We start from the raw sequence: 25,306 nt of genomic DNA on the forward strand, positions 1-25,306 counted from the left end.
CATGGCCTATCGGATCGATATCGACAGCAATAGCCAAAGCCAGCAGATTCCCGCCTTGGCCGAGCTGGAAGGCTGGATCAGTGCCGCGCTGCAAAGCCAGGAATTTGAAGACGCCGAAGTCAGTGTGTATATCGTCGACGAGGAAGAAAGTCAGGAGTTAAACGCGCAGTACCGCGGCAAAGACTATCCGACCAACGTGCTCTCCTTCCCCGCCGATATTGCCGAAGAAGTCGGCATACCATTGCTTGGCGACCTGGTGGTTTGCGCCCCCGTGGTGGAGCGCGAGGCACAAGAGCAAGGCAAAACCCTGCAAGCGCATTGGGCGCATATGCTGATACATGGCACTTTGCACCTGGTCGGTTTTGACCACATTGAAGATGATGAAGCAGACACCATGGAAACCCTGGAAACCCAAATCGTAACCGGTTTAGGATATCCTGCCCCTTATCAAGAAATCACTGAAGAATAAAAGACCTTGGGAAATTACATCATGTCGGACGACCATCCGAGTAGCACAACTACCGAAAAGCACGAGCGCCCTGAGAAACATGAACGATCGTGGCTCGATAAATTACTCCATGCGTTCAGTGCGGAACCAAAATCCCGCGATGAACTGTTGGAAATTATTAAAGATGCGGCTGATAACCAGTTGCTGGATCAGGAAGCCTTAAGCATTATCGAAGGTGCTCTGGATGTATCCTCCCTGCAAGCACGTGAAATCATGGTGCCGCGCTCCCACATAGTGGCGATCCGCCTTGAAGATTCCCCGCAAGAATATTTGCCACAGCTGATAGAATCCGGTCACTCGCGTTTTCCGGTCATCGGCGAAAATATCGATGACATCAAAGGCATTCTGCTGGCGAAAGACTTGTTACCGCTTGCACTGAAAGGCACGGACAATTTCAATCTTGAAACTATTTTGCGCCCCGCCACTATTATTCCGGAAAGCAAACGCGTTAACGTATTACTGCGCGAGTTCCGCGAAAACCGCTATCACATGGCGCTGGTAATGGACGAGTACGGTGGTATTACCGGCTTACTCACTATTGAAGATATTTTGGAAGAAATCGTCGGTGAAATTGAAGACGAAACTGACGAACAAGAAGAAGCAACCGATTTTATCAAACGTGTCAGCGAAAATGATTACATCATCAAAGCCTTAACGCCTATCGAAGACTTTAACGAATTTTTTAATAAAGAATTCAGCGATGAAGATTTCGATACTATCGGGGGTATACTTATGAAGGAATTTGGTCATCTGCCCAAACGCAATGAGGTGGTGCAAATGGACAACATGCAATTCCGTGTGCTCTACGCCGATAATCGCCAAATTCATCTACTGCGCCTGACGATATTAGCTGAATAACCTGTAACAAATGCATTTGATATTAATCCCGCCAATCGGCGGGATTTTTTTAACCGGACACATAAGACAAACTCCATGCCCGATAAAATTTTGAATCTTTCCCAACCGATTGCATGGTTAATCGCACTCATCAGCGGTGCATTAATCACTTTGAGCTTTGCGCCATTCAATATCTGGCCGATTACAATTATCAGCTTGATCGCATTTTCGCTCTTGTTGAAAGAGCAATCACTCAAAACAATCCTGTGGCGCAGCTTTGCGTTTGGCGTAGGGTTTTACGGCGCCGGTATTCATTGGATTTACGTCAGTATCCATAATTTTGGCGGCGCATCACCCGTACTTGCGGGCTTTCTGGTTTTTGTATTTGCCTGTTTTATGGCCGCTGTTTTTACCGCGCCTTTTTATATTGTTGCGCGCTGGTTCAACCGCCATTCACTCGGCTTACTTATTGCTCTACCCGCCTGCTGGTTACTGGGCGAATGGATACGCACCTGGTTGTTAACCGGATTTCCCTGGTTATTTTTAGGTTATGCGCATTTGAATACTCCGCTTGCTGGTTGGGCACCAGTGACAGGCGTGATGGGGATTAGTTTTATTCTTGTCCTCACTGCCGCTGTCTTTGCCGAATGGATATGGCGAATAAAATCCACACCGGCAAAAAAATCATTCCTGATTGTGGCCAGTGTTTGCTGCGCAGCTTTTTGGATTGCAGGCGCCGGCTTTAAAAATATTACCTGGGCAGAACCAGACACAGCACCAATCAAAATCGGTATGGTGCAACCCAATATCGACCAGAGCACCAAGCTCAGTTTTAACCACAACAGCACTCTCGCTGCACTGGATCAATTGCGCGATTTGAGTACTGATTTGTGGAGCAACGATTGGGTAGTCTGGCCGGAAGCAGCCATTCCCACATCGCTGACTTATCACGATGCTTTGCCCTTTTTGGAAGAGATGAATACCAAAGCCAGCGAAAACGACGCCGCCTTATTTACCGGTGTGATTTACGAAGATCGCGCTCAACAAAAATATTACAATTCTATCGCCGGACTCGGCCAAGGCTACGGTTTTTATCACAAACGCCGATTAGTGCCGTTCGGGGAATACGTACCATTAGAAGATCAGTTGCGCGGTTTAATTGAGTTTTTTAATTTGCCGACATCGTTTATTCATTTGGGACCGCAAGACCAGCATGGTCTGATTGCCAAAGGCGTGCGCATCACACCTGCGATTTGCTATGAAATTGTATATCCGGATTTAATCGCACAAGCCGCAAAAGAAACCCAGGTATTGTTGAGTGTGAACAACCTCGGCTGGTTCCTCGATTCCATCCAGTCAAAACAATTTCTGCAAATGGCGCAGATGCGCGCGCTCGAAACCGGCCGCTATCTGGTCTACAGCACCAACAATGGCCCCAGTGCTATTATCGATAACCATGGCAAAATCCTCAGCCGCAGCGATTCATTCAAAGCGCAAACCTTCACCGGTGTAATTCACGCCGTAAAAGAGTGGACGCCCTTTATGCTGTATGGCAGTGGCCCACTGGCAGTATTCGCGGCCTTGTTATTGCTGGGCCTCGCCCTGCCACAATTACTTAAGCGCCCCGGGCAATAATTATTTTGAATGTAATAGCAATATTGGGGATGTAGTGTTGCGGGTTTATCGTTAGAGTAAACCCAACATCTTCACCTGTTTATTGCTATGACCATGACAAACGCCGACATACTTACTGACCCACGCTGGCTCCTGTTAGGCGATGCCAGCGCTGACGGGCAATTCGTCTACGCCGTTATCACCACCGGAATTTACTGTCGCCCCGGCTGCCCTTCGCGCCGTCCCAATCCTGATAATGTACGTTTCTTTGACCATCACACCCAAGCAGAAGCGGCGAGCTTTCGCGCGTGCAAACGTTGTCATCCGCAATATTTAAGCAGCGACACATTACAGACCCAAAGAATCACTGACCTGTGCCGGTTTATTGAAAATGTAGAGCGAGAGCCCAGCCTTGCGGAGCTGGCCGAATATTCCGGCATCAGCAGTTATCATTTGCAGCGCTTGTTTAAAGCAGCCACCGGTTTAACACCCAAAGCCTATGCAAAAGCCCATCGCCAGCAATATGAGGCACAACGTACTTCCTCCAACATTCGGAAACAATCTGCCATGGTAATCTCGTATGCACTGGATAAATGTTCGCTGGGACATGTTTTGATCGCACAAAGTGAAAAAGGAATTTGCGCGTTGTTGTTGGACGATGCGCAGCAACCTTTAATCGACGATTTACAGCAGCGTTTCCCCAAGGCCACCATTGTTGCGGGTGATGGCGAATTCCAAAATAACGTAAAAAAAATCATCGATGTTATCGAACAGCCACAACTTGCACTGAGCTTGCCGCTGGATATACGCGGTACATTATTTCAACAGCGGGTTTGGCAAGCACTGCAAAAAATTCCCGCGGGTGAGACGCGTAGTTATCGCGAGATTGCAGAGGCGATTGGCTCACCTAAAGCAGTGCGCGCCGTTGCCGGAGCCTGCGCGGCCAATGCAATTGCCGTGATTATTCCCTGCCACCGTATAGTGCGTAATGACGGGAACTTATCCGGTTACCGTTGGGGGGTTGAACGCAAACAAAAATTGTTACAACAGGAAGCGGAATTAACCAAGCCATAAATATGCCGACTATTATCGAAACCAGTATTTCATTACCACGCAATTTCCGTCTTACTGACTTTTTAGCATTTCACCAGCGCGATGCGCAAATGCTCGCAGAAGCGGTTACGGACAAGCAATTGCAAAAACAATTGCAAAAAGGAATCATCTGGCAAGCGATGCCTGCTTGTATTGCGTTTAGCTTTACTAATAAAAAACAAGTCGATGTAAAACTCCATATCGATTCCGGCCGGAAAAAACTGGATGTAGAAAAAATCCAATCCCGTATGCAACAGCATGCGCAACATATGCTCGGCTTGAACCAGACGGTTAGCGACTTTGAAAAGTTTGTCGCAGCCCACCCCGAACTGGGGCAATTGATCATCCGGCAATCCGGCCTGCGAGTCCCACAGGCGGCAACCACATTTGAAGCCTTGACCTGGGCAATTATCGGTCAACAAATCAGCGTAAGTGCCGCAGTATCTGTGCGGCGGAAATTTATCCAGCACGCAGGCCTACGGCATTCATCCGGCATTTGGTGTTACCCCAGTGCGACGCAAGTTGCGGCATTAACAGAAAATGATCTGCGCCCACTGGGTTTTTCAAAAACCAAAGCCCGCACAATGATAGAACTGAGCCAGATTATCGATAGCGGCGAGCTCCCCCTCGATAACTGGCTGAATGATTATTGGCAAGGCAACACATTAGCAACACAAGATATTTACGATGCACTTATCCGCCTACGGGGCATTGGTCCCTGGACAGTTAATTACACGTTGCTGCGCGGATTCGGCTGGCTCGACGGTTCATTACATGGCGATGTAGCGGTCAGGCGCAATTTACAGTGGCTGCTAAACACACCCGATAAATTTAACGAAGCAGCAACACAAGATTGGCTCGCGGGATTTTCCCCTTGGCGCGCGCTGGTTGCTGCGCATTTGTGGGCAATGCAAAAACCGGAAGGCTTTTAACGGTAAACAGCTTTATTCCTGAACATTATCCGGGAATGAAAAACAGGTTTATTTAGCCTGGTTTTTTAAACCGCAGACCAATAGCTCACCAGTGGCTGTCAATGCGATCAAATTATTGTCTGCCCATATTGGCGAAGCGACAAATGCATCCTCTGATTTTTTTACCAGGTTGGGCAAGAACAACATCGTAATTACCACAACAAAACCTGCCAGTAAACGCATAGGGGATAGCTATTTTTCATCTTATTGAGTCACGCCGTATTTCACAAAGCCAGTAAAAATCACCGTTACCTATGAATCAATGCTTTATGGATTCCACAGTATAATTTGGCTCTTCAACAAATTTGGCACTATCACTCATAGCTTTTTCATCAGTGCTAGTGGGGATTACATTGCTATGGAATTTAGTCTCCAGTGCTTGCGCCATGCGTAAATGATGATTGAGTTTGTCCAAGATAAAAAATAGAAATTGCCTTACTTCCTGATCATTTGAGCGTGCAGCGGTACGAAAATGATCGATTGTGTCTTTATGAAACTGCAACTGGTGACTGACATAATCTTTATCAAACACGCTCTCATCTTCAAGGGGTAAAAGATGCTGCCTGGCAGATTCCATTAGTTGGGCCTCATCAGGAACATTCAGATTTTTTCGCCTTGCTATCGCCAACAATTCCTGGTTGAGCGCGATATGATCATCAATCATTAATTGCGCAAAGATTTTAATATCGGTCGAGTCGGTTTTTTGCAAAGCAAGTTTTGCGGTTTCAACCTCGGCAATACCTTTTGCAACCGCTTCTTCAATAAATTCTGCCAAGTCGAAAGGCTGTTTTTCTCTCGCTCCGGTTAGCGCATATCCCGCCGCAAATGCAGCACTGACCAATAGTACGTCGGTAGCTTTCATATATGTACCTCGCCTGTGAATAATGATTATTTAAAGCGCTCCTTATTCAGTGACAAGCAAAACTTCATCCAGTTTGGAAAATAGTTAATATGCAGGTTAAAAAACCGTGCGGGAGGATTTAAACGCAAATAAAATTCCGTTAATTATCATAAATAGCAGAAAGGTAATTAAATGCATTTTTTATATTAACTTTTTATTAACAGTGCCACCATCGCTGAAAGTGGTTTATACAATTATTTTGTATTATCGGAATCGGTCTGCAAAATTGCGCTGGTAATGATCTGTAATGGCATAGCACTTTAAATAGCAGTATTTAGGACACTGAAAAATTATGGCATCTATAGCTACATACTAAACCGGCATTTTTTTATTTTCCTATACTCAAACAGTTACGATGTTTTATCAGGAAAAAACAAATATGAGGACGCGTAGATGAAGTGCCCGGCGATATTTCCAAATGAATCAAAACGGCTAAAGGCGCTAGCTGATTATGGGCTTGATGACGAGCAAATGCTTAAGAGCTTGGACCCGGTAGTACATATTGCGTCGCGTATGTTTGATATGCCGGTGTCCGCAGTAAATATGATTGGTAGTGATCATGTTTTTTTTGCCGCCAGTGTAGGTGTGGGCGAAGTGGATATGAGCCGCGATGTTTCATTTTGTGCTCATGCCATTACCCAAGCAGATGTGATGGTTGTACCCGATGCAAGCCTGGATGAACGCTTCCACGATAATCCACTGGTAACAGGTGATACCCATCTCCGCTTTTACGCTGGAGTTCCTTTATTCACCCCCGAAGGGCTGGCATTGGGTGCACTTTGTATCATTGATGATCGTCCCCATTTGGATTTCTCGCAGGAAGATCGCCAACGCCTGCAAGAATTAGCAAAGATGGCGTCCGATCGCCTGGAATTGCGGCGCATTGAAGTATCAGCAGAACGAACCAGACCTCCATTTCAGGAGTATGCGGGCAGCTCTCCTACGCCAGTCATCTGGTTCGATGAACACCTGCAAATTGTGGAATGGAATAAAGCCGCTGCGGATATCCATGGTTATGACCCCCTCGATAAATTAGCCCTTCACGTTGATTTATTGCTTCCCGAGCGGGAGCGGGTTGGTTTTCGCCAGCTGATTGACCACGCTATTGCCACCGGTTCGCTCGACAAAACAGTTATACCCCTTGAAATGAATGGGCTACGCAAGAACGGCAGTGAGTTTCGCTTTGGCTTTGCACTTTTTGGCTGGCGCGTCGCAGGCCATATGCAATTCGAAGCTGTTTTAAAAGACCTGACGTTGCAGCAGCGCGAAGAGGAAGAGCTGCGCCAGCAAGCCAATATTGATGGACTTACCGGCCTTGCCAATCGCGGGAAATTTTATCGGAGTGTGGAAGAAGTTCTTACCAGTCCCGCCCCTGCTGCAGTGTTGATGATCGACCTGGATGGCTTCAAAGACATTAACGATACCCTTGGTCATACACTTGGCGATTCCATCTTGCGCGAAGTTGCCCACCGTTTGCTAAAACTCGCGAGTGCCGATGATGTAGTTGCGCGTATCGGCGGCGACGAGTTCGCCATCATGTTGGCAGATGTTACCGAATCCAATACCGCTATGCAGATTGCCAGCGTAATGATCACCGCAATTGCACAACCGATTACAGTGGACGGTCATGAGGTGCGCGTCGCAGCAAGTTGCGGTGTGGCATTGGCACCCACCCAAGCGCAAGAAGCATTGGAATTGGTGAGCGATGCAGATTTGGCCTTGTTCAAAGCCAAAAGCATCGGGCGCGGCCGCTTATTCCTGTTTGTCCCGCCGTTGCGAATGGAAGCCATGGCGCGCCGGCTTTACGGATTGGAATTACATCGCGCCGTCGATAAAGGCGAATTCATGTTGTTTTATCAGCCTCAAATCAATATGGCCGATGGTTCAATTATCGGCGCCGAAGCATTGATTCGTTGGCACCATCCCGAACGCGGTATTTTATCGCCCGCTGCTTTTCTGCCAGCCCTTGAAGGCGGACCATTAGCAGCAACTGTAGGTACCTGGATTATCAATGAAGCATGCTCGCAAGCCGCTTATTGGCGACGCAATGGTGTTCCCGAATTTCGCATCGGCGTTAATTTATGCAGTGCGCAATTTCGTGTGGGCGATTTGGCAGCTGAAGTAATTGAAACACTCGAACGCCATGGATTACCACCAGCAGCATTGGAGCTTGAAGTTACCGAAAATATTGTGCTCGATAATGACGATATAGTGCTGGATATTTTGCAGCGATTGCATGATCACGGCGTAGGTATTGCATTCGATGATTTCGGTACCGGTTATGCATCACTCAGTTTATTAAAATCCTACCCACTGTCGCGCATTAAAATTGATCAATCATTTGTGCGCGGCATTTTGACCTCCAAACGCGATGCTTCTGTCGTGCGCGCAATCCTTGATATGGCCCGCAATTTTGATTTGGCGAGCATTGCAGAAGGTATTGAAACAGAGGCTGAATATAAATATCTACGGCAGGAGAATTGCGATGAAGGACAAGGCTATCTATTTGGCAAACCCATGTCAGCGCCGCAATTTGAATTGATGCTGGGAATCGCGGGCGGCGCTAAAGAGGTTGCATCGGGAAGGCGATAAATTATTATTTTTCCTGTTTATTACTGGTGACCAAAAATTCCAGGCCAACACCGGGATCTTCTTCCCCGCTAATTGACATGTTTGCAGGGCTTGCTGCTTCGCTTGCCTTGCTTTCTAAAATCATATCTTTATTCACGGGATAAATGAGATCTGTTGCCGGCGAATCATGATTTGCGGATGCTGCATCGCTATTAATGATTTCGCTGGTCGATGTATTTTTTTCTGATTTCATAGTTGAAGGCTCTTCCGGAATTGAAGCGCAGGTAGATACTGCAAAATCCAAAGGTTTAACCCGCCCGCCATGTCGATCGGAATAAATGCGTGTAAATTCAGCGCCGAATAACAAAATTAAACCCGCGTAGGAAACCCATAGCATAATTAAAATGACTGTGCCTGCCGCACCGTAGGCAGAAGCCGGATTACTGTGACCGAAATACAACCCCAAACCAAATTTAGCGAGCACAAACAATAGTGCAGTAACCAAGGCCCCAGTCCATACATCGCGCCACGGCACTTTTGCATCCGGAAGAAATTTGAAAATAGCGGCAAATAAAAAGGTAACTACCGCAAGTGACAGTGTTAAATCCAGAAAGCGGAAAACGATATTGAATGTTTCAGAAAAATAAAAAGCGACCCAATCACTTAGGACTGTGAGCACTGCCGAAAGTATCAGCGATACTAACAATAAAAATCCCACGGCAAGAATCAGTCCGAACGAAAATAGCCTGTCCAACACCATTTTTAATATCTTGCGGTCTGGCTCTGGCTTTACTTCCCAAATCAGATTGAGCGTCTGCTGCAACTGATAAAACACACCTGTCGCACCGAAAATCAATGTCCCAACGCCCACTAAAGAGGCAAAGGTAAAATCTTGGTGAATACTTGCATTTGCTATAATTGCTTCAATATCCTTTGCAGTATTCCCACCAATCATCCCTTGGATTTCTGAACTTATACGGCGAGTTACAGCTTCCTCACCATAGAAATAACCAGCCAGGTTAATAATAATGACCAATAATCCCGGCAGTGAAAAGATTGTATAAAAAGCGATGACCGCAGCATTCCTGAACGGCTCTCGCTCTAACCATTGATTGAATGTATCACGAAAAATAAACGCCACATCTTTGAGCTGGTCAAACAGCATCATTTTTAGATCCTTTTACAATAAGGATGGTGTAGAACATACCATTTATTGTTTCCCTTCCAGAACCTTATGTATGTGCGCTTGCACACTGTGATGTCATGAAGTATTGATAGGAAAATTGCTTGAATAACAGGAGAGTATTGTAATAGCCCTGAACTTTCGGAGCGGCAAGTGGACAAAAATTTATGATTCCGCATTATATTCCATTATTAGAGTAGAGGAATAAGAAATGGCCAATGGTTGGGCGCGAGATGGCGCTGTTCAAGATCAGATAGATGCCAGCATTGAAGATGCTGTTAAACAGGCGCGCAGTCGTTTACCTGGCGGAGAGAGCCTTACTCATTGCGAAGAATGTGGCACTGCAATTCCTGTGGCTCGCCAAAAAATAATTCCTGGTGTTCGCCTCTGTGTAAAGTGTCAGGAAATTCACGATGCCGACGACACCATTCAAGCCCCCATCAATCGTCGTGGTAGTAAAGATAGCCAATTGCGTTAACCACAAACTCTTCAACGGCCTGAGATATCTTTCAGCTTTTCATTCCGCTTCATCAATACTCATAGCTATTCATCCCCAAAAAATACTAATTTAGATTTATTAGTTGTTTAGCGCACTTAATGTGAAAGTGGACTGTGCTATAAAAATTCTACGTTATGAAAGATCCATGATAGAAAAAATTGTGAGGATTGATGCTATGAATTATGTTGATGGCTTTGTAGTTGCCGTGCCGAGCGACAAAAAAGAGGAATATAAAAAGTTTGCCTTAGATGCAGCCGCCGTATTTAAAGAATGTGGTGCACTCAGGGTAGTTGAGTGCTGGGGACATGATGTTCCGGAGGGTAAACACACCTCATTTCCAATGGCTGTTAAATTAGAACCTAATGAGACTGTAGTATTCTCCTGGATCATTTGGCCAAATCAGGAAGTGCGTGACCAAGGTATGGAAAAGTCGATGGATGATCCGCGTATGCAATCCAGCGATATGCCATTTGACGGGAAGCGCATGATTTTCGGCGGTTTTGAAATGATGGTGGATGAATAATTTCCAGGGGCGTACCAATGCAAACAGCCATTTTTGTCCTTCTTTGCCTATGCCTGATGCCATATTTAATGGCCTGCATATCAGGATTTTATCGACAGAAGCAGCTTGGTAAAGTCGATAACCAGAAACCCCGTGAACAATATACCCAGCTTCAAGGCGCGGGTGCACGGGCGGTGGCGGCACAACAAAATTCCTGGGAAGCGCTGGCAATTTATAGCGCGGCCCTACTGGCCGTAGTGGCATCAGGAGTCATTGTCGAACAGTTAGCGTTAGCTGCAATAATTGTCCTGGTAGCCCGTCTGTTCCATGCCGTTTTTTATCTCATTAATCTGGATAAGTTAAGAACACTCTCCTTTGCTATCGCTATTGCGCCCTGCTTTTATCTTTTCTATATGGCGATAAGTTATCTTTAACCGATCACCTGCATAAAAAAATGGAATTATTTCCACCAGAAATTGCCAACAGAGAAGGACTTATTTGGAGGATACATTATGAACCAACACCCTGAAGCAATAGCAATAAACCCGGCGGATCGTCCAGCAGAAGCGGATGAATTGAATTTTGATAATGACCAACCTACGCCAAACCTTGAAGATCCACGCAGTGCACAAGGATATGATCGTGAAGCTCGTAATGCGGGACTCACAGAGGCATCTCAACCCGGCCAAGGCCCGACTAACGATGACCTGACCAATGAGACATTAATAGTAGAAGATGGTGCGCGCTCTCCGCGCGAACGTGAGCAGGGTAGTATCACGCCAATTGATAAAACGCTGACTATTGTCAACGAAAATGAAATTGGCGGAGGCGGTGGATTGGATGAGGCCGAATTAGCACGGGTCGATCCATTAGATCATAAAAAATCGACAGCAAAAAACTAGAATTCTAATGACGTTTGCTTGTTCATTTTTATTGTTGGATTAGCTTAAACAAGCAGGCGACGTTTAAATCGCCTGCTTTTTTTAGTGAGTAAATTAACTATCTTATTTTTTAAGTAGCTTTAATAGCACGCCATTCGTCCAGCCAAAGCCATCCTGAACCGGGTACTCCCCTCCCCCAGCCTCAAGTTCGCTATCATAGACGTTGTACTTTTCCACCATTTTTCCTGTGCTTTTGTACACGCGCAGGTTCAAGCCGACCCAACACTGCCGGATAATATCTGCCAGCGCATATTGCTGGTAATTTTGTAACCCCTTGATCGTTATCCATTGAAGAGGTGCCCAGCCATTCGGGGCATCCCATTGTTGATGGGTATCATTTAAGCTTGTCGTCACGCCACCTGGCTTTAGAAATTCGCTTTGAATCCTGTTGGCAACACGCTCCGCTTGTTCCTGTCCTGCCATATTAAAATACAGTGGGAACATAGCCGCGAGAGTTTGGTTATTGGTTGTCCGTTTTGCCATAAAATCATAGTCGTGAAAAAAACCGTCGCGTTCATCCCACATGTAGCGTTGCAATGCCTGTTTTCTTTTTTCTGCCAGCTCGGTGTATTTTTTATTTAGCTGCGTGTTACCCGCTTGTTGATAAGCTTCGGCCAATACTTTTTCATGGTGATATAACAACGCATTGAGATCTACCGGAATAATTTCTGTGGTATGGATTGTGGTCATTTTCGCATGGTCTTTAAACCAGCGGCCACTAAAATCCCAACCGGATTCTGCAGCCGCGCGAATATCGCGATATCGCTCTATTGGAATTCGATGCGCTCTTACCAACTCAATATCTTCAATGTAGGACTCGGGGCGCGGTGTTGCCTGGTCGTCCCAGTAGCGATTCATAATCGCACCATCAGGTAATAAAACGACGCGTCTGTGTGTGGGAGTTTCATGCGTCAGGGTTGCGGCACCATCCATCCAGAAATCGTACTCTTTCTGCAATTGCGCGGTATATTTTTGCAAAGTGCCTTTACCCTGCTCGCTCTCCAGCAATTTCACCATCAGCGAATAAAATGGCGGTTGCGAGCGGGTTAAATAATAGGTGCGATTACCATTGGGAATAAAACCAAGCGTATCGATCAAATAGGAAAAATTTTCGACCATATTTTCAATCAAATCCCACCGACCGGATGCCTGCAAACCTAACATAGTAAAATAACTATCCCAATAATAAATCTCGCGGAAACGACCGCCGGGAACTACATAGGGTTTGGGCATCGGAATCAATGTGCCGGTATCTACCACCGCGCCGGGTTGGCGTACGAGTACATCCCAGAGGATATCCATGTGTTCAACAGCGGTTTTGGATGGATCAGTAGTAAAGTTGGAAGCGGTATCAAGCGGAGCAATAAAATTGTCAGCAACAAAATCCTTTAACGTAAAACCCGGTTGGTTTTTACGATACTCATAACTTGCCAGGATTTCTGCATCGGAATAAAGCGGAATTGCATCTACAAAGGTTTTTGAATCGCTGAATATTCCCGCCATTTGCACAGCGACAAATAAATCCCCGAAGCGCTCATCCGGACTCGCCAAATTCACTGAGCGCGTATCGGTATTCATGATTGGCCCTTCTGAATTCAATCCCGTCGAAGGGGTACAACCAACACAAAGTATTTGCATAGCAAGGCACACAGAGCAGATGAATTTAATTTTCATACACACGCCATATTCGACTAAGGCACAATAGCACTGACTCGCCAAATGAGATTGCCCACATCATCTGCCACCAGTAACGCACCTTTACTATCGAGGATAAGCCAATCAGCCGATCATATGCGTCACCGTCTTTACTTAAAAAATCGCTGCGCACACCAACCGGTTCGGGCACCAAATCATCGCACTCATTTACCACCGCCCGATGCACACCACGTTTATGAAAAGCAGTATTCGCTTCCGCAGCTCGCTCATTCGGTGCGTTTGCATACATTGGTTAAGAAAATGAGAAAGCGGTTACATTATTAATGGATGGCTAAGTTAGGTAGCTAACAAAGCGACAACAATAAGTCACTTATGATTAGAGTCAATTCTCATTCGAAAAAATTCTCTCTACACTAACGTTTTATCAAAAAAGGTAATGTATGGGATTAGCGAAACAGTTGATATTGGTGGTGAATGGCGGTTCCTCCAGTATTAAGTTTGCGGTATTTGAATCCGGAAACTACTTACGCAAAATCCTGACTGGCAAACTGGAAGGCATTGGCTCTACCAAAGGGCAATTCTCCATTAAGGCAGAGGATAGTGAAGCATCAATTAAATCCATCGCCACAAAAAATTATGCAGATGCCACGAATACGGTGATGGACTGGCTAAAGCAATTTGGCAAGAGCCATAAAATCGCGGCCATTGGCCACCGGGTTGTACACGGCGGCAAAAATTACTTCGATCCGCAATTTATTGATAACGATATGCTGGCGGAACTGCGCCGTTTAAGCTCACTTGATCCCGATCACTTGCCTGAAGAAATATTGCTCGCCGAACTCACCGGCAAGTTATTTCCGGACATTCCGCAAGTCGCCTGTTTTGATACTGTTTTCCACCGCGACATGCCCGACATCGCCCAACGCCTTCCCATTCCACGACGTTATTTTGATCTGGGAATAAGGCGCTATGGCTTTCATGGTTTATCTTGCCAATATTTAATGAATACTTTGCGTGAATTAGCAGGCACTGAAGCGGCACGTAGCAAAGTGATACTCGCGCACCTCGGCAGCGGCGCCAGCATCACCGCAGTTAATAACGGAAAAAGTGTCGACACCAGCATGAGTCTAACGCCTTGCTCCGGCCTTCCCATGAGTTCGCGCTCCGGCGATATTGATCCAGGTTTGGTATTGCAGCTGAAACAATTGGAAGGAATGAAAGTAAAACAATTCCACGACATGGTTAACCATGAATCCGGATTAAAAGGCATCTCCGGCTCCAGCGAAAATATCAATGAATTACTTGCGCAAGTACCAAACGATAGCCATGCAGCTGAGGCGATTGACTATTTTTGCTACCAGACCCGAAAATGGATCTGCTCACTCGCCGGCGCGCTGGGTGGCGTTGACACACTTATTTTTAGCGGTGGTATTGGCGAAAATTTATCAGAGGTTCGCGCACGCATTTGTGAAAACCTGAACTTTATCGGGGTGGCTATCGATCCGGAGAGAAACCAAACCAATAACCTCATTATCTCCGCTCCCAATAGCCAGGTTACCGTGCGTGTCATCAAGACCGATGAAGAACTCGTCATCGCTAACAATGTTGCTACATTTTTAGATCAGCACAAAGGACTACATCATGAACGATCTCAACGCTGAAAAGAATCCTGCACCTGAACCACTGGATCACGACCTACTGATTAAAATAAATAACTATTGGAACGCTGCAAATTATTTATCCGTTGGACAAATTTACCTCTACGCCAACCCGCTACTCAAACAGCCTCTTCAACTCGAACACATTAAGCCAAGGTTGCTGGGCCATTGGGGAACAACACCGGGCCTTAATTTTATCTACGTACATTTGAATCGTGTCATCAAACAATCCGATCTCAATATGATTTTTATCGCGGGTCCGGGCCACGGCGGGCCGGCACTGGTTGCGAACACCTATCTGGAAGGGACTTATAGCGAACTCTACCCCAGAATCCCGCAGAATGAAGCTGGCATGCAACGTCTGTTTAAACAATTCTCTTTTCCTGGCGGAATTCCCAGCCACGCAGCGCCCGAAACACCCGGCTCAATTCACGAAGGTGGCGAACTCGGTTATGCGCTATCGCATGCTTACGGTGCCGCGTTTGATAATCCGGATCTGATTGTTGCCTGTGTTATCGGTGATGGCGAAGCGGAAACCGGCCCATTGGCGACCAGCTGGCATTCCAATAAATTTTTAAATCCTGCGCGCGATGGTGCGGTGCTGCCCATACTGCACCTCAACGGTTTTAAAATCGCCAGCCCAACCATATTAGCGCGCATTCCGCATTCGGAACTGGAGGCGCTTTTTAACGGCTATGGTTACTCGCCTTATTTCGTCGAAGGTGATGATCCACTGACAATGCACCAGCAAATGGCGGCAACATTGGATAAGGTTATCGCCGAAATAAAACACATCCAAAATAACGCAAGAAACAATAATGATACGCAGCGGCCACACTGGCCGATGATTATTTTACGCTCTCCCAAAGGCTGGACTTGCCCGGAAGAAATTGACGGCAAGAAAACCGAAGGTTCGTTTCGCGCCCATCAAGTACCTCTCGATCATATGGAGGAACACAACCACATCGTCGTGCTTGAGCAATGGCTGCAAAGTTATAAACCGCAAACGCTGTTTGATGAATCCGGCAAGTTGCGCAACGAGCTTGCCGAACTTGCTCCGCAAGGCAATCGCCGGATGGGAGCCAATCCGCACACAAACGGCGGCTTGCTGCTTAAGGAGTTGGAGCTTCCCAATCCCCGCGATTACGCTATTAACATTTTTGAACCCGGCTCTGTGGATGCAGAATCCACCACAGTAATGGGCAAGTTCCTGCGCGATGTATTGAAGAAAAATAGTCGCAATAAAAACTTTCGTTTATTCAGTCCGGACGAAAATAATTCCAACCGTTGGCAAGATGCACTTGATGCAACGGGACGCACCTGGGTTGCGGAACGATGCGATGACGACGATAAACTGGATGTCGACGGTCGCGTTATGGAAGTGCTCAGTGAGCATCAATGTCAGGGATGGTTTGAAGGTTATTTGCTGACAGGCCGACACGGATTTTATTCATGCTATGAAGCGTTTATCCATATTGTCGACTCAATGGTTAACCAACATGCGAAATGGCTGAAAACTGCAAACCATATTGCCTGGCGCAAACCGGTTGCTTCGCTTAATTATTTATTGTCATCACATGTATGGCGGCAAGATCACAACGGCAGCAGCCATCAGGATCCCGGTTTTATTGATCATGTTGTCAATAAAAAAGCTGAAATCGTACGTGTCTATTTACCACCGGACGCAAATACCCTGTTATGGATTACCGAGCATTGCCTGAAGAGTTACAACAAAATCAATGTAGTGATCGCCGGCAAACATAAGGAACCGCAATGGCTGGATATTGAAGCCGCTGCCCGACATTGCGCCGCCGGTATTGGTGAGTGGGAATGGGCAAGTAATTGTTCCAATAGCGAGCCGGATGTAGTTATCGCCAGTGCTGGCGATGTCGCCACACTGGAAGCACTTGCAGCCGTACAGTTGCTATGGGCGCACTTCCCTGAATTAAAAATCCGTTTCGTCAATGTTGTTGATCTGATGAAAATCCAATCTGCTGGCGAGCATCCGCACGGCCTAAGCAATAAGGATTTTGATCATCTGTTCACCAAAGATAAACCGATTATTTTTGCTTACCACGGCTATCCGACATTGATTCATAAACTTACTTACAAGCGCACCAATAATAAAAACCTGCATGTACACGGTTTCAAAGAAGAAGGCACCACTACTACCCCTTTCGATATGACCGTGCTCAATCAACTTGATCGCTTTCATATTATGAAAAACGTTGTAGAACGCGTAGCCAAACTATCCAAAAGAAAACCCTGGGTAGCGGATTTTGTTAACCGCAAACTCATGCAACATAAACGCTATATTGAAGAGCATGGAGAGGACTTGCCGGAAATTCGGCAGTGGAAATGGACAGGCGAGAAACCTTAACGATTACCAGTGCTGAGCACGCTTACTCTTTTAACAAAGAAGAAATAAGGAGTGTCACAATGAATATTAAACCCGGCAAAAAAGATTTCCCTGTTGGCAATATCCGCCACTTTTTAGAGCCGGGCCCCATCGTATTAGTGTCATCCATGTGGCAAGGCAAAACCAATATTATGACGATGGGATGGCACACCGTTATGGAATTTTCACCCTCGCTCATCGGCTGCATGATTTCAGTTGCCAATCACAGTTTTGAGTTTATTCGCAAAAGCAAAGAATGTGTAATCAATCTGCCAACTGCAGCGTTAATTGATGTCGTAGTAAAAATCGGCAACACCTCCGGCGCAGAGATAGATAAATTTTCTGAATTTGGATTAACTGCAGAAAAAGCGACGCAAGTTAATGCACCCCTTATAAGGGAATGCCACGCAAATTTCGAATGCCGACTGTATGATTCCGCGCTGGTTAAGAAATACAATTTTTTTATCTTTGAAGTCGTTAAAGCCCATGTTGCCAAGTCACCCAAAAATATTGAGACGTTGCATTACATCGGTGATGGGAAATTTATGGTGTCCGGAAAACACATAAGTCGACGCTCATTATTTATTCCTGCAATGCTGTAGCAACATCAAGGCATTGGCAACCATCGCAGGAAAAGCGAGCAGGCAGGTATTCCCGCTGAACGAATTTTTTGTACCCCGTCAAAATCCATTTATGTAAGCCAGTAGCTGTTCATCGCTTTGTGCGAAATCAAACTGCCGAGGTAACCAGGCCGCGTTAGAATTCCTTCCTATTCTTAACGCCGGACATTTGAGTTAATGGAAAATTCGACGGTAAAACGATATCTGCCCTGGGTCGTGGCAATTGCGCTATTCATGGAGCATTTGAATGCGACCATCCTGAATACCGCAATACCGGCTATCGCAGCCAGTCTGGAGGTGACTCCATTAAGCCTGAAGGCAGTCGTTAGCAGTTATGTATTGAGCCTTGCAGTTTGCATTCCGATTAGTGGCTGGATGGCAGATCGTTTTGGTACCCGCCGTGTATTTGGTGCGGCTGTCGGAATATTCACCATCTCCTCGATTCTCTGCGGGCTGGCATTGAATGCACCGATGCTGGTCGCTGCGCGTATCCTTCAAGGCATTGGTGCGGCGATGATGCTGCCCGTAGGGCGACTCGCCATAGTGCGGACGTTCCCCAAATCAGAATTGTTAGCCGCGATGAACTTCGTCATCATTCCCGCGCTAATAGGACCACTTTTGGGACCAACCATCGGTGGATTAATTGTGCACTGGTTGCCGTGGCAAGCTATTTTTCTGGTCAATGTACCTGTCGGTCTCGCTGCATTATGGATGATCCGCCGTCACATGCCCGACTACCGCTCCGCGAATACACCCCCGGTAGATATTATTGGCTTCGTCCTTTTTGGTTGCGGTATAGCGCTACTGTCGTGGGTGCTCGAAATTTTCGGCGAACATTATTTGGATGCGACCTCGACAGGTATTTTGGTGAGCTTGTCGCTGGCCTTGCTTGCAGCTTATGGCTGGCATGCCCGCCACCATATTCATCCCCTGCTGCAACTTTCCCTGTTCAGGACCAGAACATTTCGTGTCGCGGTGGCCGGCGGTTTTATCACCCGACTCGGGCTCGGCGGCATGCCGTTTTTGTTGCCGTTGTTTTATCAAATCGGCTTGGGATTCCCCGCCTGGCAATCCGGTTTATTATTGATGCCCGCTGCCGCAGCGGCAATGTTTATGAAAGTAATTTCGATCCGAGTGCTAAAACAATTCGGTTATCGTACTGTGTTGATCGTCAACACCCTGATGATCGGCTTCACCATCATGCTGTTTGCCGCAGTCGATAGCACAACAGCCATCGCATGGATTGTAGCGATTAGCCTGGCGCAGGGCTTTTTCAATTCATTGCAATATTCCAGCATGAATTCAATGGCGTATGCCGACGTATCAGCAGAAGAAGCCAGCATGGCCAGTACTATTGCCAGCTCACTGCAACAGTTATCCATCAGCTTTGGGCTGGCATTCGCCTCCATCATTGCCGCGTTGTACCTCGGTGATCTTCCGCAATCAAATCGCTTAGCCGTCGCGAGTGCACTGCACCATGCGTTCCTGACGCTTGGTGGCTTAACTATCGTGTCATCACTGTCTTTTTGGTCGCTACGCAAAAACGATGGCGACAATGTAAGTCGCGGTGTTGATCAAGCTGATTAAGCGGGATGTAGGTAACTATGCCATTTATAATTTAACAAGCCATGCCTGGATATTTTTTAGTAGAAAAATCGAATGATATTTAAAGTTTTTCAGCTGCGCATTGGAGACACTAAAATATCTTAGCCAAGCTTAGGAAGCTGCATATATAGGCTTTCAATTAATTCTTTACCATGTTTCCTTTCAAGTTTTCTTATTATGAAATGGCCTCTTGCCATGTCTTGGAAATGATCTATGAATATCGTGTTAATTATCGCCCCACCGGCGGCCCCTATGGCAGGTATGGCTTGAGCTGCAGCTTTTTCAGTGACTTGAATTCCAAAACGTTGGGCAACAGTTGCAATAAATTTAACTAACATGGGGGCTCCCTCGCCCGCTAAAGAATTCCCCACCATAAATTCTGACGCTGCCGCTAGCGATCTCGCTAATGTGGCCCTCACTGCATAATAGCCGCTATCCGTACTATCGTCAGACTCGCTATTGCCACCGAGAGCAAAAACTTCCAAACACGCCAGTTTCGTTTCCATAGCGGAAATTGATTCGCCTTCGCTCCTCGCAACGTCTGCAATTGAACGTAACATTATTGAAGTAGATATGGGCAATTCTATGGTCAATGCGGCAATTCCGAAAAACCCTCCAACACCGCCACTGACAGCCACACCAAGTTTGTGCCAAATATTGGATGATTCTTCACCTGGAATATCTTTCATAGTAAAAATGGCTGCTTGTGATGCTTTAAGTAAAGCCGCCTGTGTCACTTCACCAATATTTTTATTCCAACTATCGGGTAATAAGGCAAGCCCTTTCTCTATAGGAGTGCCAATAAAATTAGTAACCTTTGCAGCGACGCCAGGATTCTCCAACAGATTTTTTGCAACCTGGAGTTCTCTTTTATCCTGTTCCGAAAGGCTTGATTGCATATAAGTTCTCCCGCTATATAAGCCATATTTATTTGGTTATGACTAGTTGCTTTAGTTCACGCAATACGACGTTTATTTATCAAGATCAACACCTTTTACTCACTTATGGAGGGCTTGCAGGTTAACAGCTCTCTGTATCAGCTTTGGTCCGATACCCTTAGCTTATGTGGCTACTAAACTCTCGCAATGCAAATCTCGATGCTTTATCAACCAATGCAGGCATTCTATCCACATCATCTCTTATATACTGAAAATCACAATTAAAGATGCGAAGGTATCTACCGATACCACTATTGGCAATGAATATTCCCTGCCCGATTTTCATTCACTGTTTTACGGAAAGATCATAATCAATAGTGCTAGCAATTTTGGTAACTGGACGATTACACCCGTATTTGTACCCGAATCCAGTTCACTTGTGCTGCCGGGAATTGGCCTGGCAGGATCCATGTTTGTGCGCGAAAGGAAAAAACAAAAAACTCGCTTATGAGGTACATCACACCGACCAATTAAGCCGGCATCTGGCATATAACAATTTATTTAACCGATGAGGTGCTTTATGAGCAGTAACGAAGAGCGTATTCGTGAATTGGCTTACCAATTGTGGGAAGCAGATGGAAAACCGGAAGGAAAAGCTACAGCGTATTGGCAACACGCTGTAGAAGTAGTTGAAGAAGCAAATAGAACCGATCAGCAATCACCACAGAAATCGATTGATCCCTCTGAGACCAAAGGCTCGACTGAACCGGAACAGCCTGATCAGACATGAGTATTTTTATAACTCCTTATAATTTTCAGACCCCAAAATAGTCCCCCACTTGGGGGGACTATTTACCATTACTTGAATAAAAGACTTAGGTCACAGTATCAATCATCCGCCTTCACAATCGCCTGAATCAGGTTTGGATACAGCTGGGCGCCGGAGGCGCGATCGAATAAGGCCATACCACCGTTGCCGCCAAAGCCATTATCCCAATACACCGGAACCAGACCGCGGGTATAAGCAGATTTAGTGATGTATTCATTCCAGTAATTGCGATAAGTTTCGTGATCAGCAATGTTAGTGCGCGACACCACGCCGTATTCGCCGAGAATGACACCAATTCCTTTATCCACAAAATTCACTTTCATTTTTTGGAATTGTGCATCGGTATAGGATTCGTTGGCCCAGGTTTCAGTTGCACTTGGGTTGGTGGCGATTGAGCCCCATTGGGTGATATTGCTGCTGGTGTTAAGCGTGAAGTTATAGGGATCGTAGTAATGCACTTCCATCATTAAACGATTGCTTACAGTATCAGTCGGGATTTTTGCGAAGTTTACAGTGTGGTCAATATTGGTATTGAAGCCCTGCACTACCAAATGCCGCGTCGCATTTTTACCGCCTGTTGCACGCACAGTGGTTACAAAAGTTTGGTTAAAACTATTTTGCACTGTGTAATATTCAGCGGTTGGGGTGCCGTAATCACCATCCACCATGACTTCATTAGTGCCTGCAAATAACAAACGATCATCGTAGTTGGCAAAACGCGTGGCGATTTGCGTCCACATAATTTTCAACCGGTTGTTCACGTACGCCTGTTGTGCATTAGTGGGCTGCATCCAACCGCCATCCCAGTGGATGTTCATTACGACATACATATCAGCATTGAGTGCGTAATTGACTACTTGCTCAACACGATCCATCCAGGCACTTTGGATGGTAAAATTTGATTCATTAGAAAATTTACTCCAGGCCACAGGCAAGCGAATCGTTTTGAATCCTGCTGCTTTTACCGAGTTAATTAATTGTTGGGTAATTAATGGATTGCCCCAGTTTGTTTCACCGCCGATTGCATCCAATGAATTACCAACGTTCCAACCAATTCCCATACGCTTGGTTAATTCCACGCTGTTAACACCACCTGAACTTACTGAGCTAGTCGAACTTGAAGAGCGCGAGCTGGCACTGGAAGAACTTCTGCAACTCGGTGGGCCATACAATGCGCAATATTCCGGACTCCAGGTCGTCCACGGACAATCAGGCCAACTATTTCCTTGCGGACAATACAGCGATGATGATGAACCTGAAGAACTGGACGGTGCACGACTGCTCGAACCCGAACTCATTGAAGAGCTTGATACCGGACAAGATGCGCCGCCCACTACACCGTATGGTGACGGCTGCGTTGTACAAGTGGAACGTGAAATACAACTTTTATTGTTCTCATAACCCCAACCACTTTGCGTGCTTGTGCAAACAGGATAAAGCGTACCGTACCAATTACATTGCGCGCTACTGTTGTTGCAGACCTGCGAAGAACTGGATGAAACCACACTGCTGGACGAACTGCTGGATAAAGGTACAAGACTCGATGAAGATGAATGACTTGAAGGAACAGTTGAAGAAGAAGTAGATCTACTGGTTGCTACAGATGAATTAGCAACACTTACAGTACAAGTTGCCCCAGACACAATCGGTATTTCAATGGAACCATCACTACTAACCTGCACACCGAATGAAACAGTTTGGCCCGGTTGGATGCTCGCGTTCCAACTTAAATTGGAAGCACTGTAGGGGTTGCTACCACTAACGATCGCATTCCAACTGCCGGTAATCCTGTTACTGCCATAAGTCAAATTTACACTCCAACCGTTGATTACCGTTGATCTCATATTGGTAATTTCTATACTGGCGGTTGCGCCGCTGCCCCAAGAGTTATTCACTACATATTTGCAGTTAGCAATCGGGGCAACAGAGCTTAGCGCGAGCGAACTTTGCGATGCAAACAGGCTTGCGCCAAGCAGCGCCGCCGCCGCGAGTTTTTTGAGCTGCGAAATATTCATCAGGTATTTCTCCTATCGTTATTGTGAATTTTCAGAGCGAAAAATTGCGAGCTCCGAATGGCGAAAAACGTGAGTCTCTTGCATGACTCACGTGTAAGGGTGAATACAACTACTCAAACTTTTAATAAAAATTATCCGGATTTTGAGCGGCGAGATATTCATCAGGTAGTTTTCCTGTTGTTATTTGTTATTGACTCGACACAGGGAAAACATCGCCCACGGACGAGAGGATCTGCCTTGGACTAGATACAGCGGTCGCTATACAAGATTTTCGAGAAAGAAGGATCGCTCAAACACTCTGCGATCAAAATAGTCAGCAGAACTACATACTACTGATTAATGAGATTGATAAGACATCAACAACGATAAGAACCAACGCTTTTGACGACATAAGATTTATTATGCGAAGGAATTCACAAATAGAATTTTGTTTATAGATGAAAAATAAATGGCTTATTTATTCACTGGATAAAGACTTATGCAGATTGTGTGTTGCAACTACATTTTCCGCTTCAAGCATCGGTTTTTATTACAGTGATATCAGTTGCCAATAGCAAGTTCACGTAAAAATGCTGTGTGAGCCACAGGTGTGTGTTCGCCGGTATAAGGTAAGAGAGTCCATATTTCTGTTGCAGCCATAGATTCACGTGACTTAAGCGTTTTATAGGGTGCATGAACTTCCAGTTCCAACAGGCCGTCATCAAGGCTGGAATTTAAAAACTCCTGATAGAGTTCAATTTGCCCCTGCTCCGGATGAATCGCACTTTTGGGTTGCAAAGCAAATTGGATGATCAATAATTGTTGGCCGCTAAATGCGGCCATCCAACCTTGGCTGGGTTGGATAAACACTTTTCCCTTACGTCCATGATGGGTAGCTGATGAATGATTTTTCAGTGCAAAAATTCCGTCATTAAAGCTGTGCTCCAATGGGCCGTAGGTTGCATCGGTAAAATGTTCGATACGAACATCATTCATACTGGCGACAGGAACATACACATGAGTGGTATGGGGTACACGGGAATTAAACCAAATATCCCAAGCGATATTTGAATCGCGAATATTTTGCGCACGCACATCCAATCGGATTTGGTTAGGTTTGCCATCAACGAACGAAAATGTTTTCTGCATTATCACACCCGAGACAGGACTGCTCGGACTTTGCAACACTATTTTCTGCCCGCTTTTTTCCTGCACTGTATTTTTAGCAAGAATTAAAAACGGATCGGGCGGCCAAACTGCTTTTGCCTCGCGGCGTTCATCGTTTAATCGCTGGTGAAGCCACCATTGGCTCTGCGGGCCAACCCAGGTTTCATGCCCAAAGTAGCTGATATTATTTGACTCGGGTGTTACGGACGGATGCGGATCGCTAACAACAGCAGCACCAATACGCAAAAAATTCGGTTGACCGACGAGACATGCGGATAACACGCGGCCGCCAATATCCGGCGTAATGTCAAGCGCGACTGTGCCATTATTCAGCGAAATACGTGCTACTTCCGCTTGCACAAACAATGGGGAAAATAAAAACATAAGCAAAACAACCCTTGGCAAAAAGAGACAGTTAGTGGGCATGTTTGCTCTCTCACAGAATATTTTTGTAGGTTTTTTTGTGGTGTGCCGTAATATCTACGCTGGATATATATCGTTATTGTGTTGGTATTAGTAATCGGCTGGTTACAGCAACGGTTTTGAATTCAATATTTGCAATAATTGCTGTAAATGTACCGAGGATTCATAACCTAACGGAGTCAGGTAACCGCCATCCACCTGGGTTGTTAATTGTTTTTCGAAAAGACGACGGGTAGCGGCAATAATCTCTGCAGAAGCATCCGAATGGACCTTTAACCCGGATTGGTTGGTACTGGTATCAAACATGCGCAGTACTTGCATTTCGGTAACTAATTCAGGGGATATTGGCATGATGGGTCTCCGTTATTATTCGGTCATTCCGTTATAAATAGCATAGCCAGTGCATATCGCCAAATTTTTCACTGAAATAGAAGAAAATTTACCTGAAAGCAGAGGTTC

Annotated in this window: 22 protein-coding genes; 15 read left to right on the forward strand and 7 right to left on the reverse strand. The window is 45.9% G+C overall.

Features of this window, described 5'->3' with window-relative positions:
* Position 1 precedes the first annotated feature (1 nt).
* From ybeY to AC1RJL_RS06990, 5 genes are all read left to right on the forward strand, one after another.
* Positions 2-469: an rRNA maturation RNase YbeY gene (gene ybeY, locus AC1RJL_RS06970; protein ID WP_492912301.1), complete on the forward strand. Its 468-nt coding sequence runs from the start codon at positions 2-4 to the stop codon at positions 467-469.
* A gap of 21 nt (positions 470-490) precedes the next feature.
* Positions 491-1,366 carry a CorC family transporter gene (locus AC1RJL_RS06975; protein ID WP_492912303.1) on the forward strand — a complete coding sequence of 292 codons (876 nt, stop codon included), beginning with the start codon at positions 491-493 and terminating at the stop codon, positions 1,364-1,366.
* A gap of 75 nt (positions 1,367-1,441) precedes the next feature.
* Positions 1,442-2,980, forward strand: a complete 1,539-nt coding sequence (gene lnt, locus AC1RJL_RS06980) for an apolipoprotein N-acyltransferase (protein ID WP_492912305.1) — start codon at positions 1,442-1,444, stop codon at positions 2,978-2,980.
* A gap of 87 nt (positions 2,981-3,067) precedes the next feature.
* Positions 3,068-4,033 carry a bifunctional transcriptional activator/DNA repair enzyme AdaA gene (locus AC1RJL_RS06985; RefSeq protein ID WP_492912307.1) on the forward strand — a complete coding sequence of 322 codons (966 nt, stop codon included), beginning with the start codon at positions 3,068-3,070 and terminating at the stop codon, positions 4,031-4,033.
* Positions 4,034-4,035: 2 nt separating this feature from the next.
* Positions 4,036-4,983, forward strand: coding sequence for a DNA-3-methyladenine glycosylase family protein (locus AC1RJL_RS06990; protein ID WP_492912309.1), 948 nt, complete (start codon positions 4,036-4,038; stop codon positions 4,981-4,983).
* Positions 4,984-5,281: 298 nt separating this feature from the next.
* Here the strand turns inward: AC1RJL_RS06990 and AC1RJL_RS06995 are convergent, their stop codons facing one another.
* Positions 5,282-5,884 carry a DUF4142 domain-containing protein gene (locus AC1RJL_RS06995; RefSeq protein WP_492912311.1) on the reverse strand — a complete coding sequence of 201 codons (603 nt, stop codon included), beginning with the start codon at positions 5,882-5,884 and terminating at the stop codon, positions 5,282-5,284.
* Positions 5,885-6,394: 510 nt separating this feature from the next.
* On the opposite strand from AC1RJL_RS06995, the gene AC1RJL_RS07000 reads away from it, so the two are divergent.
* The gene (locus tag AC1RJL_RS07000) at positions 6,395-8,515 is read left to right on the forward strand and encodes a putative bifunctional diguanylate cyclase/phosphodiesterase (protein ID WP_492912313.1); all 2,121 of its coding nucleotides are present in this window, start codon (positions 6,395-6,397) and stop codon (positions 8,513-8,515) included.
* A 4-nt stretch (positions 8,516-8,519) separates the two neighbouring features.
* Here AC1RJL_RS07000 and AC1RJL_RS07005 read toward each other — a convergent pair whose 3' ends face one another.
* Complete coding sequence (locus AC1RJL_RS07005) at positions 8,520-9,662, reverse strand: YihY/virulence factor BrkB family protein (protein WP_492912315.1); 1,143 nt, start codon at positions 9,660-9,662, stop codon at positions 8,520-8,522.
* Between the two features lie 226 nt (positions 9,663-9,888).
* Between AC1RJL_RS07005 and AC1RJL_RS07010 the strand changes: the two genes are divergently transcribed.
* The 4 genes from AC1RJL_RS07010 (at position 9,889) to AC1RJL_RS07025 (ending at position 11,580) form a co-directional block, all read left to right on the forward strand.
* A complete protein-coding gene (locus AC1RJL_RS07010; protein ID WP_492912317.1) occupies positions 9,889-10,155 on the forward strand; it encodes a DksA/TraR family C4-type zinc finger protein in 267 nt (88 codons plus the stop codon).
* Between the two features lie 166 nt (positions 10,156-10,321).
* Positions 10,322-10,699 carry a DUF1428 domain-containing protein gene (locus tag AC1RJL_RS07015; RefSeq protein ID WP_492912319.1) on the forward strand — a complete coding sequence of 126 codons (378 nt, stop codon included), beginning with the start codon at positions 10,322-10,324 and terminating at the stop codon, positions 10,697-10,699.
* A 17-nt stretch (positions 10,700-10,716) separates the two neighbouring features.
* Positions 10,717-11,112: an MAPEG family protein gene (locus AC1RJL_RS07020; RefSeq protein WP_492912321.1), complete on the forward strand. Its 396-nt coding sequence runs from the start codon at positions 10,717-10,719 to the stop codon at positions 11,110-11,112.
* A gap of 78 nt (positions 11,113-11,190) precedes the next feature.
* Complete coding sequence (locus AC1RJL_RS07025) at positions 11,191-11,580, forward strand: hypothetical protein (RefSeq protein ID WP_492912323.1); 390 nt, start codon at positions 11,191-11,193, stop codon at positions 11,578-11,580.
* A 102-nt stretch (positions 11,581-11,682) separates the two neighbouring features.
* On the opposite strand, the gene treA is transcribed toward AC1RJL_RS07025, so the two are convergent.
* On the reverse strand, positions 11,683-13,197 hold the full coding sequence (gene treA, locus AC1RJL_RS07030; protein WP_492912325.1) for an alpha,alpha-trehalase TreA: 1,515 nt from the start codon (positions 13,195-13,197) through the stop codon (positions 11,683-11,685).
* Positions 13,198-13,715: 518 nt separating this feature from the next.
* Between treA and AC1RJL_RS07035 the strand changes: the two genes are divergently transcribed.
* From AC1RJL_RS07035 to AC1RJL_RS07050, 4 genes are all read left to right on the forward strand, one after another.
* Positions 13,716-14,936 carry an acetate/propionate family kinase gene (locus AC1RJL_RS07035; protein ID WP_492912327.1) on the forward strand — a complete coding sequence of 407 codons (1,221 nt, stop codon included), beginning with the start codon at positions 13,716-13,718 and terminating at the stop codon, positions 14,934-14,936.
* Positions 14,917-17,313, forward strand: a complete 2,397-nt coding sequence (locus tag AC1RJL_RS07040; RefSeq protein WP_492912329.1) for a phosphoketolase family protein — start codon at positions 14,917-14,919, stop codon at positions 17,311-17,313. The genes AC1RJL_RS07035 and AC1RJL_RS07040 overlap by 20 nt, the downstream gene beginning before the upstream one ends.
* Positions 17,292-17,933 (forward strand): flavin reductase family protein, encoded by a 642-nt coding sequence (locus tag AC1RJL_RS07045; RefSeq protein WP_492913447.1) that lies wholly within the window; start codon positions 17,292-17,294, stop codon positions 17,931-17,933. Before AC1RJL_RS07040 ends, AC1RJL_RS07045 begins: the two co-directional genes overlap by 22 nt.
* Positions 17,934-18,128: 195 nt before the next feature.
* Positions 18,129-19,538 carry a DHA2 family efflux MFS transporter permease subunit gene (locus tag AC1RJL_RS07050; RefSeq protein ID WP_492912331.1) on the forward strand — a complete coding sequence of 470 codons (1,410 nt, stop codon included), beginning with the start codon at positions 18,129-18,131 and terminating at the stop codon, positions 19,536-19,538.
* 119 nt (positions 19,539-19,657) lie between these two features.
* Here the strand turns inward: AC1RJL_RS07050 and AC1RJL_RS07055 are convergent, their stop codons facing one another.
* Positions 19,658-20,455: an EcsC family protein gene (locus AC1RJL_RS07055; RefSeq protein ID WP_492912333.1), complete on the reverse strand. Its 798-nt coding sequence runs from the start codon at positions 20,453-20,455 to the stop codon at positions 19,658-19,660.
* Between the two features lie 559 nt (positions 20,456-21,014).
* Between AC1RJL_RS07055 and AC1RJL_RS07060 the strand changes: the two genes are divergently transcribed.
* Positions 21,015-21,224: a DUF2934 domain-containing protein gene (locus tag AC1RJL_RS07060; RefSeq protein WP_492912335.1), complete on the forward strand. Its 210-nt coding sequence runs from the start codon at positions 21,015-21,017 to the stop codon at positions 21,222-21,224.
* A 98-nt stretch (positions 21,225-21,322) separates the two neighbouring features.
* On the opposite strand, the gene AC1RJL_RS07065 is transcribed toward AC1RJL_RS07060, so the two are convergent.
* The 3 genes from AC1RJL_RS07065 to AC1RJL_RS07075 form a co-directional block, all read right to left on the reverse strand.
* A complete protein-coding gene (locus tag AC1RJL_RS07065; protein WP_492912337.1) occupies positions 21,323-23,278 on the reverse strand; it encodes a cellulase family glycosylhydrolase in 1,956 nt (651 codons plus the stop codon).
* 540 nt (positions 23,279-23,818) lie between these two features.
* The gene (locus AC1RJL_RS07070) at positions 23,819-24,808 is read right to left on the reverse strand and encodes a DUF4380 domain-containing protein (protein WP_492912339.1); all 990 of its coding nucleotides are present in this window, start codon (positions 24,806-24,808) and stop codon (positions 23,819-23,821) included.
* A 144-nt stretch (positions 24,809-24,952) separates the two neighbouring features.
* Positions 24,953-25,198, reverse strand: coding sequence for a TIGR02647 family protein (locus AC1RJL_RS07075; RefSeq protein ID WP_492912341.1), 246 nt, complete (start codon positions 25,196-25,198; stop codon positions 24,953-24,955).
* Positions 25,199-25,306 lie beyond the last annotated feature (108 nt).

Source organism: Cellvibrio sp. GW822-FHT04B05, from assembly GCF_058800985.1.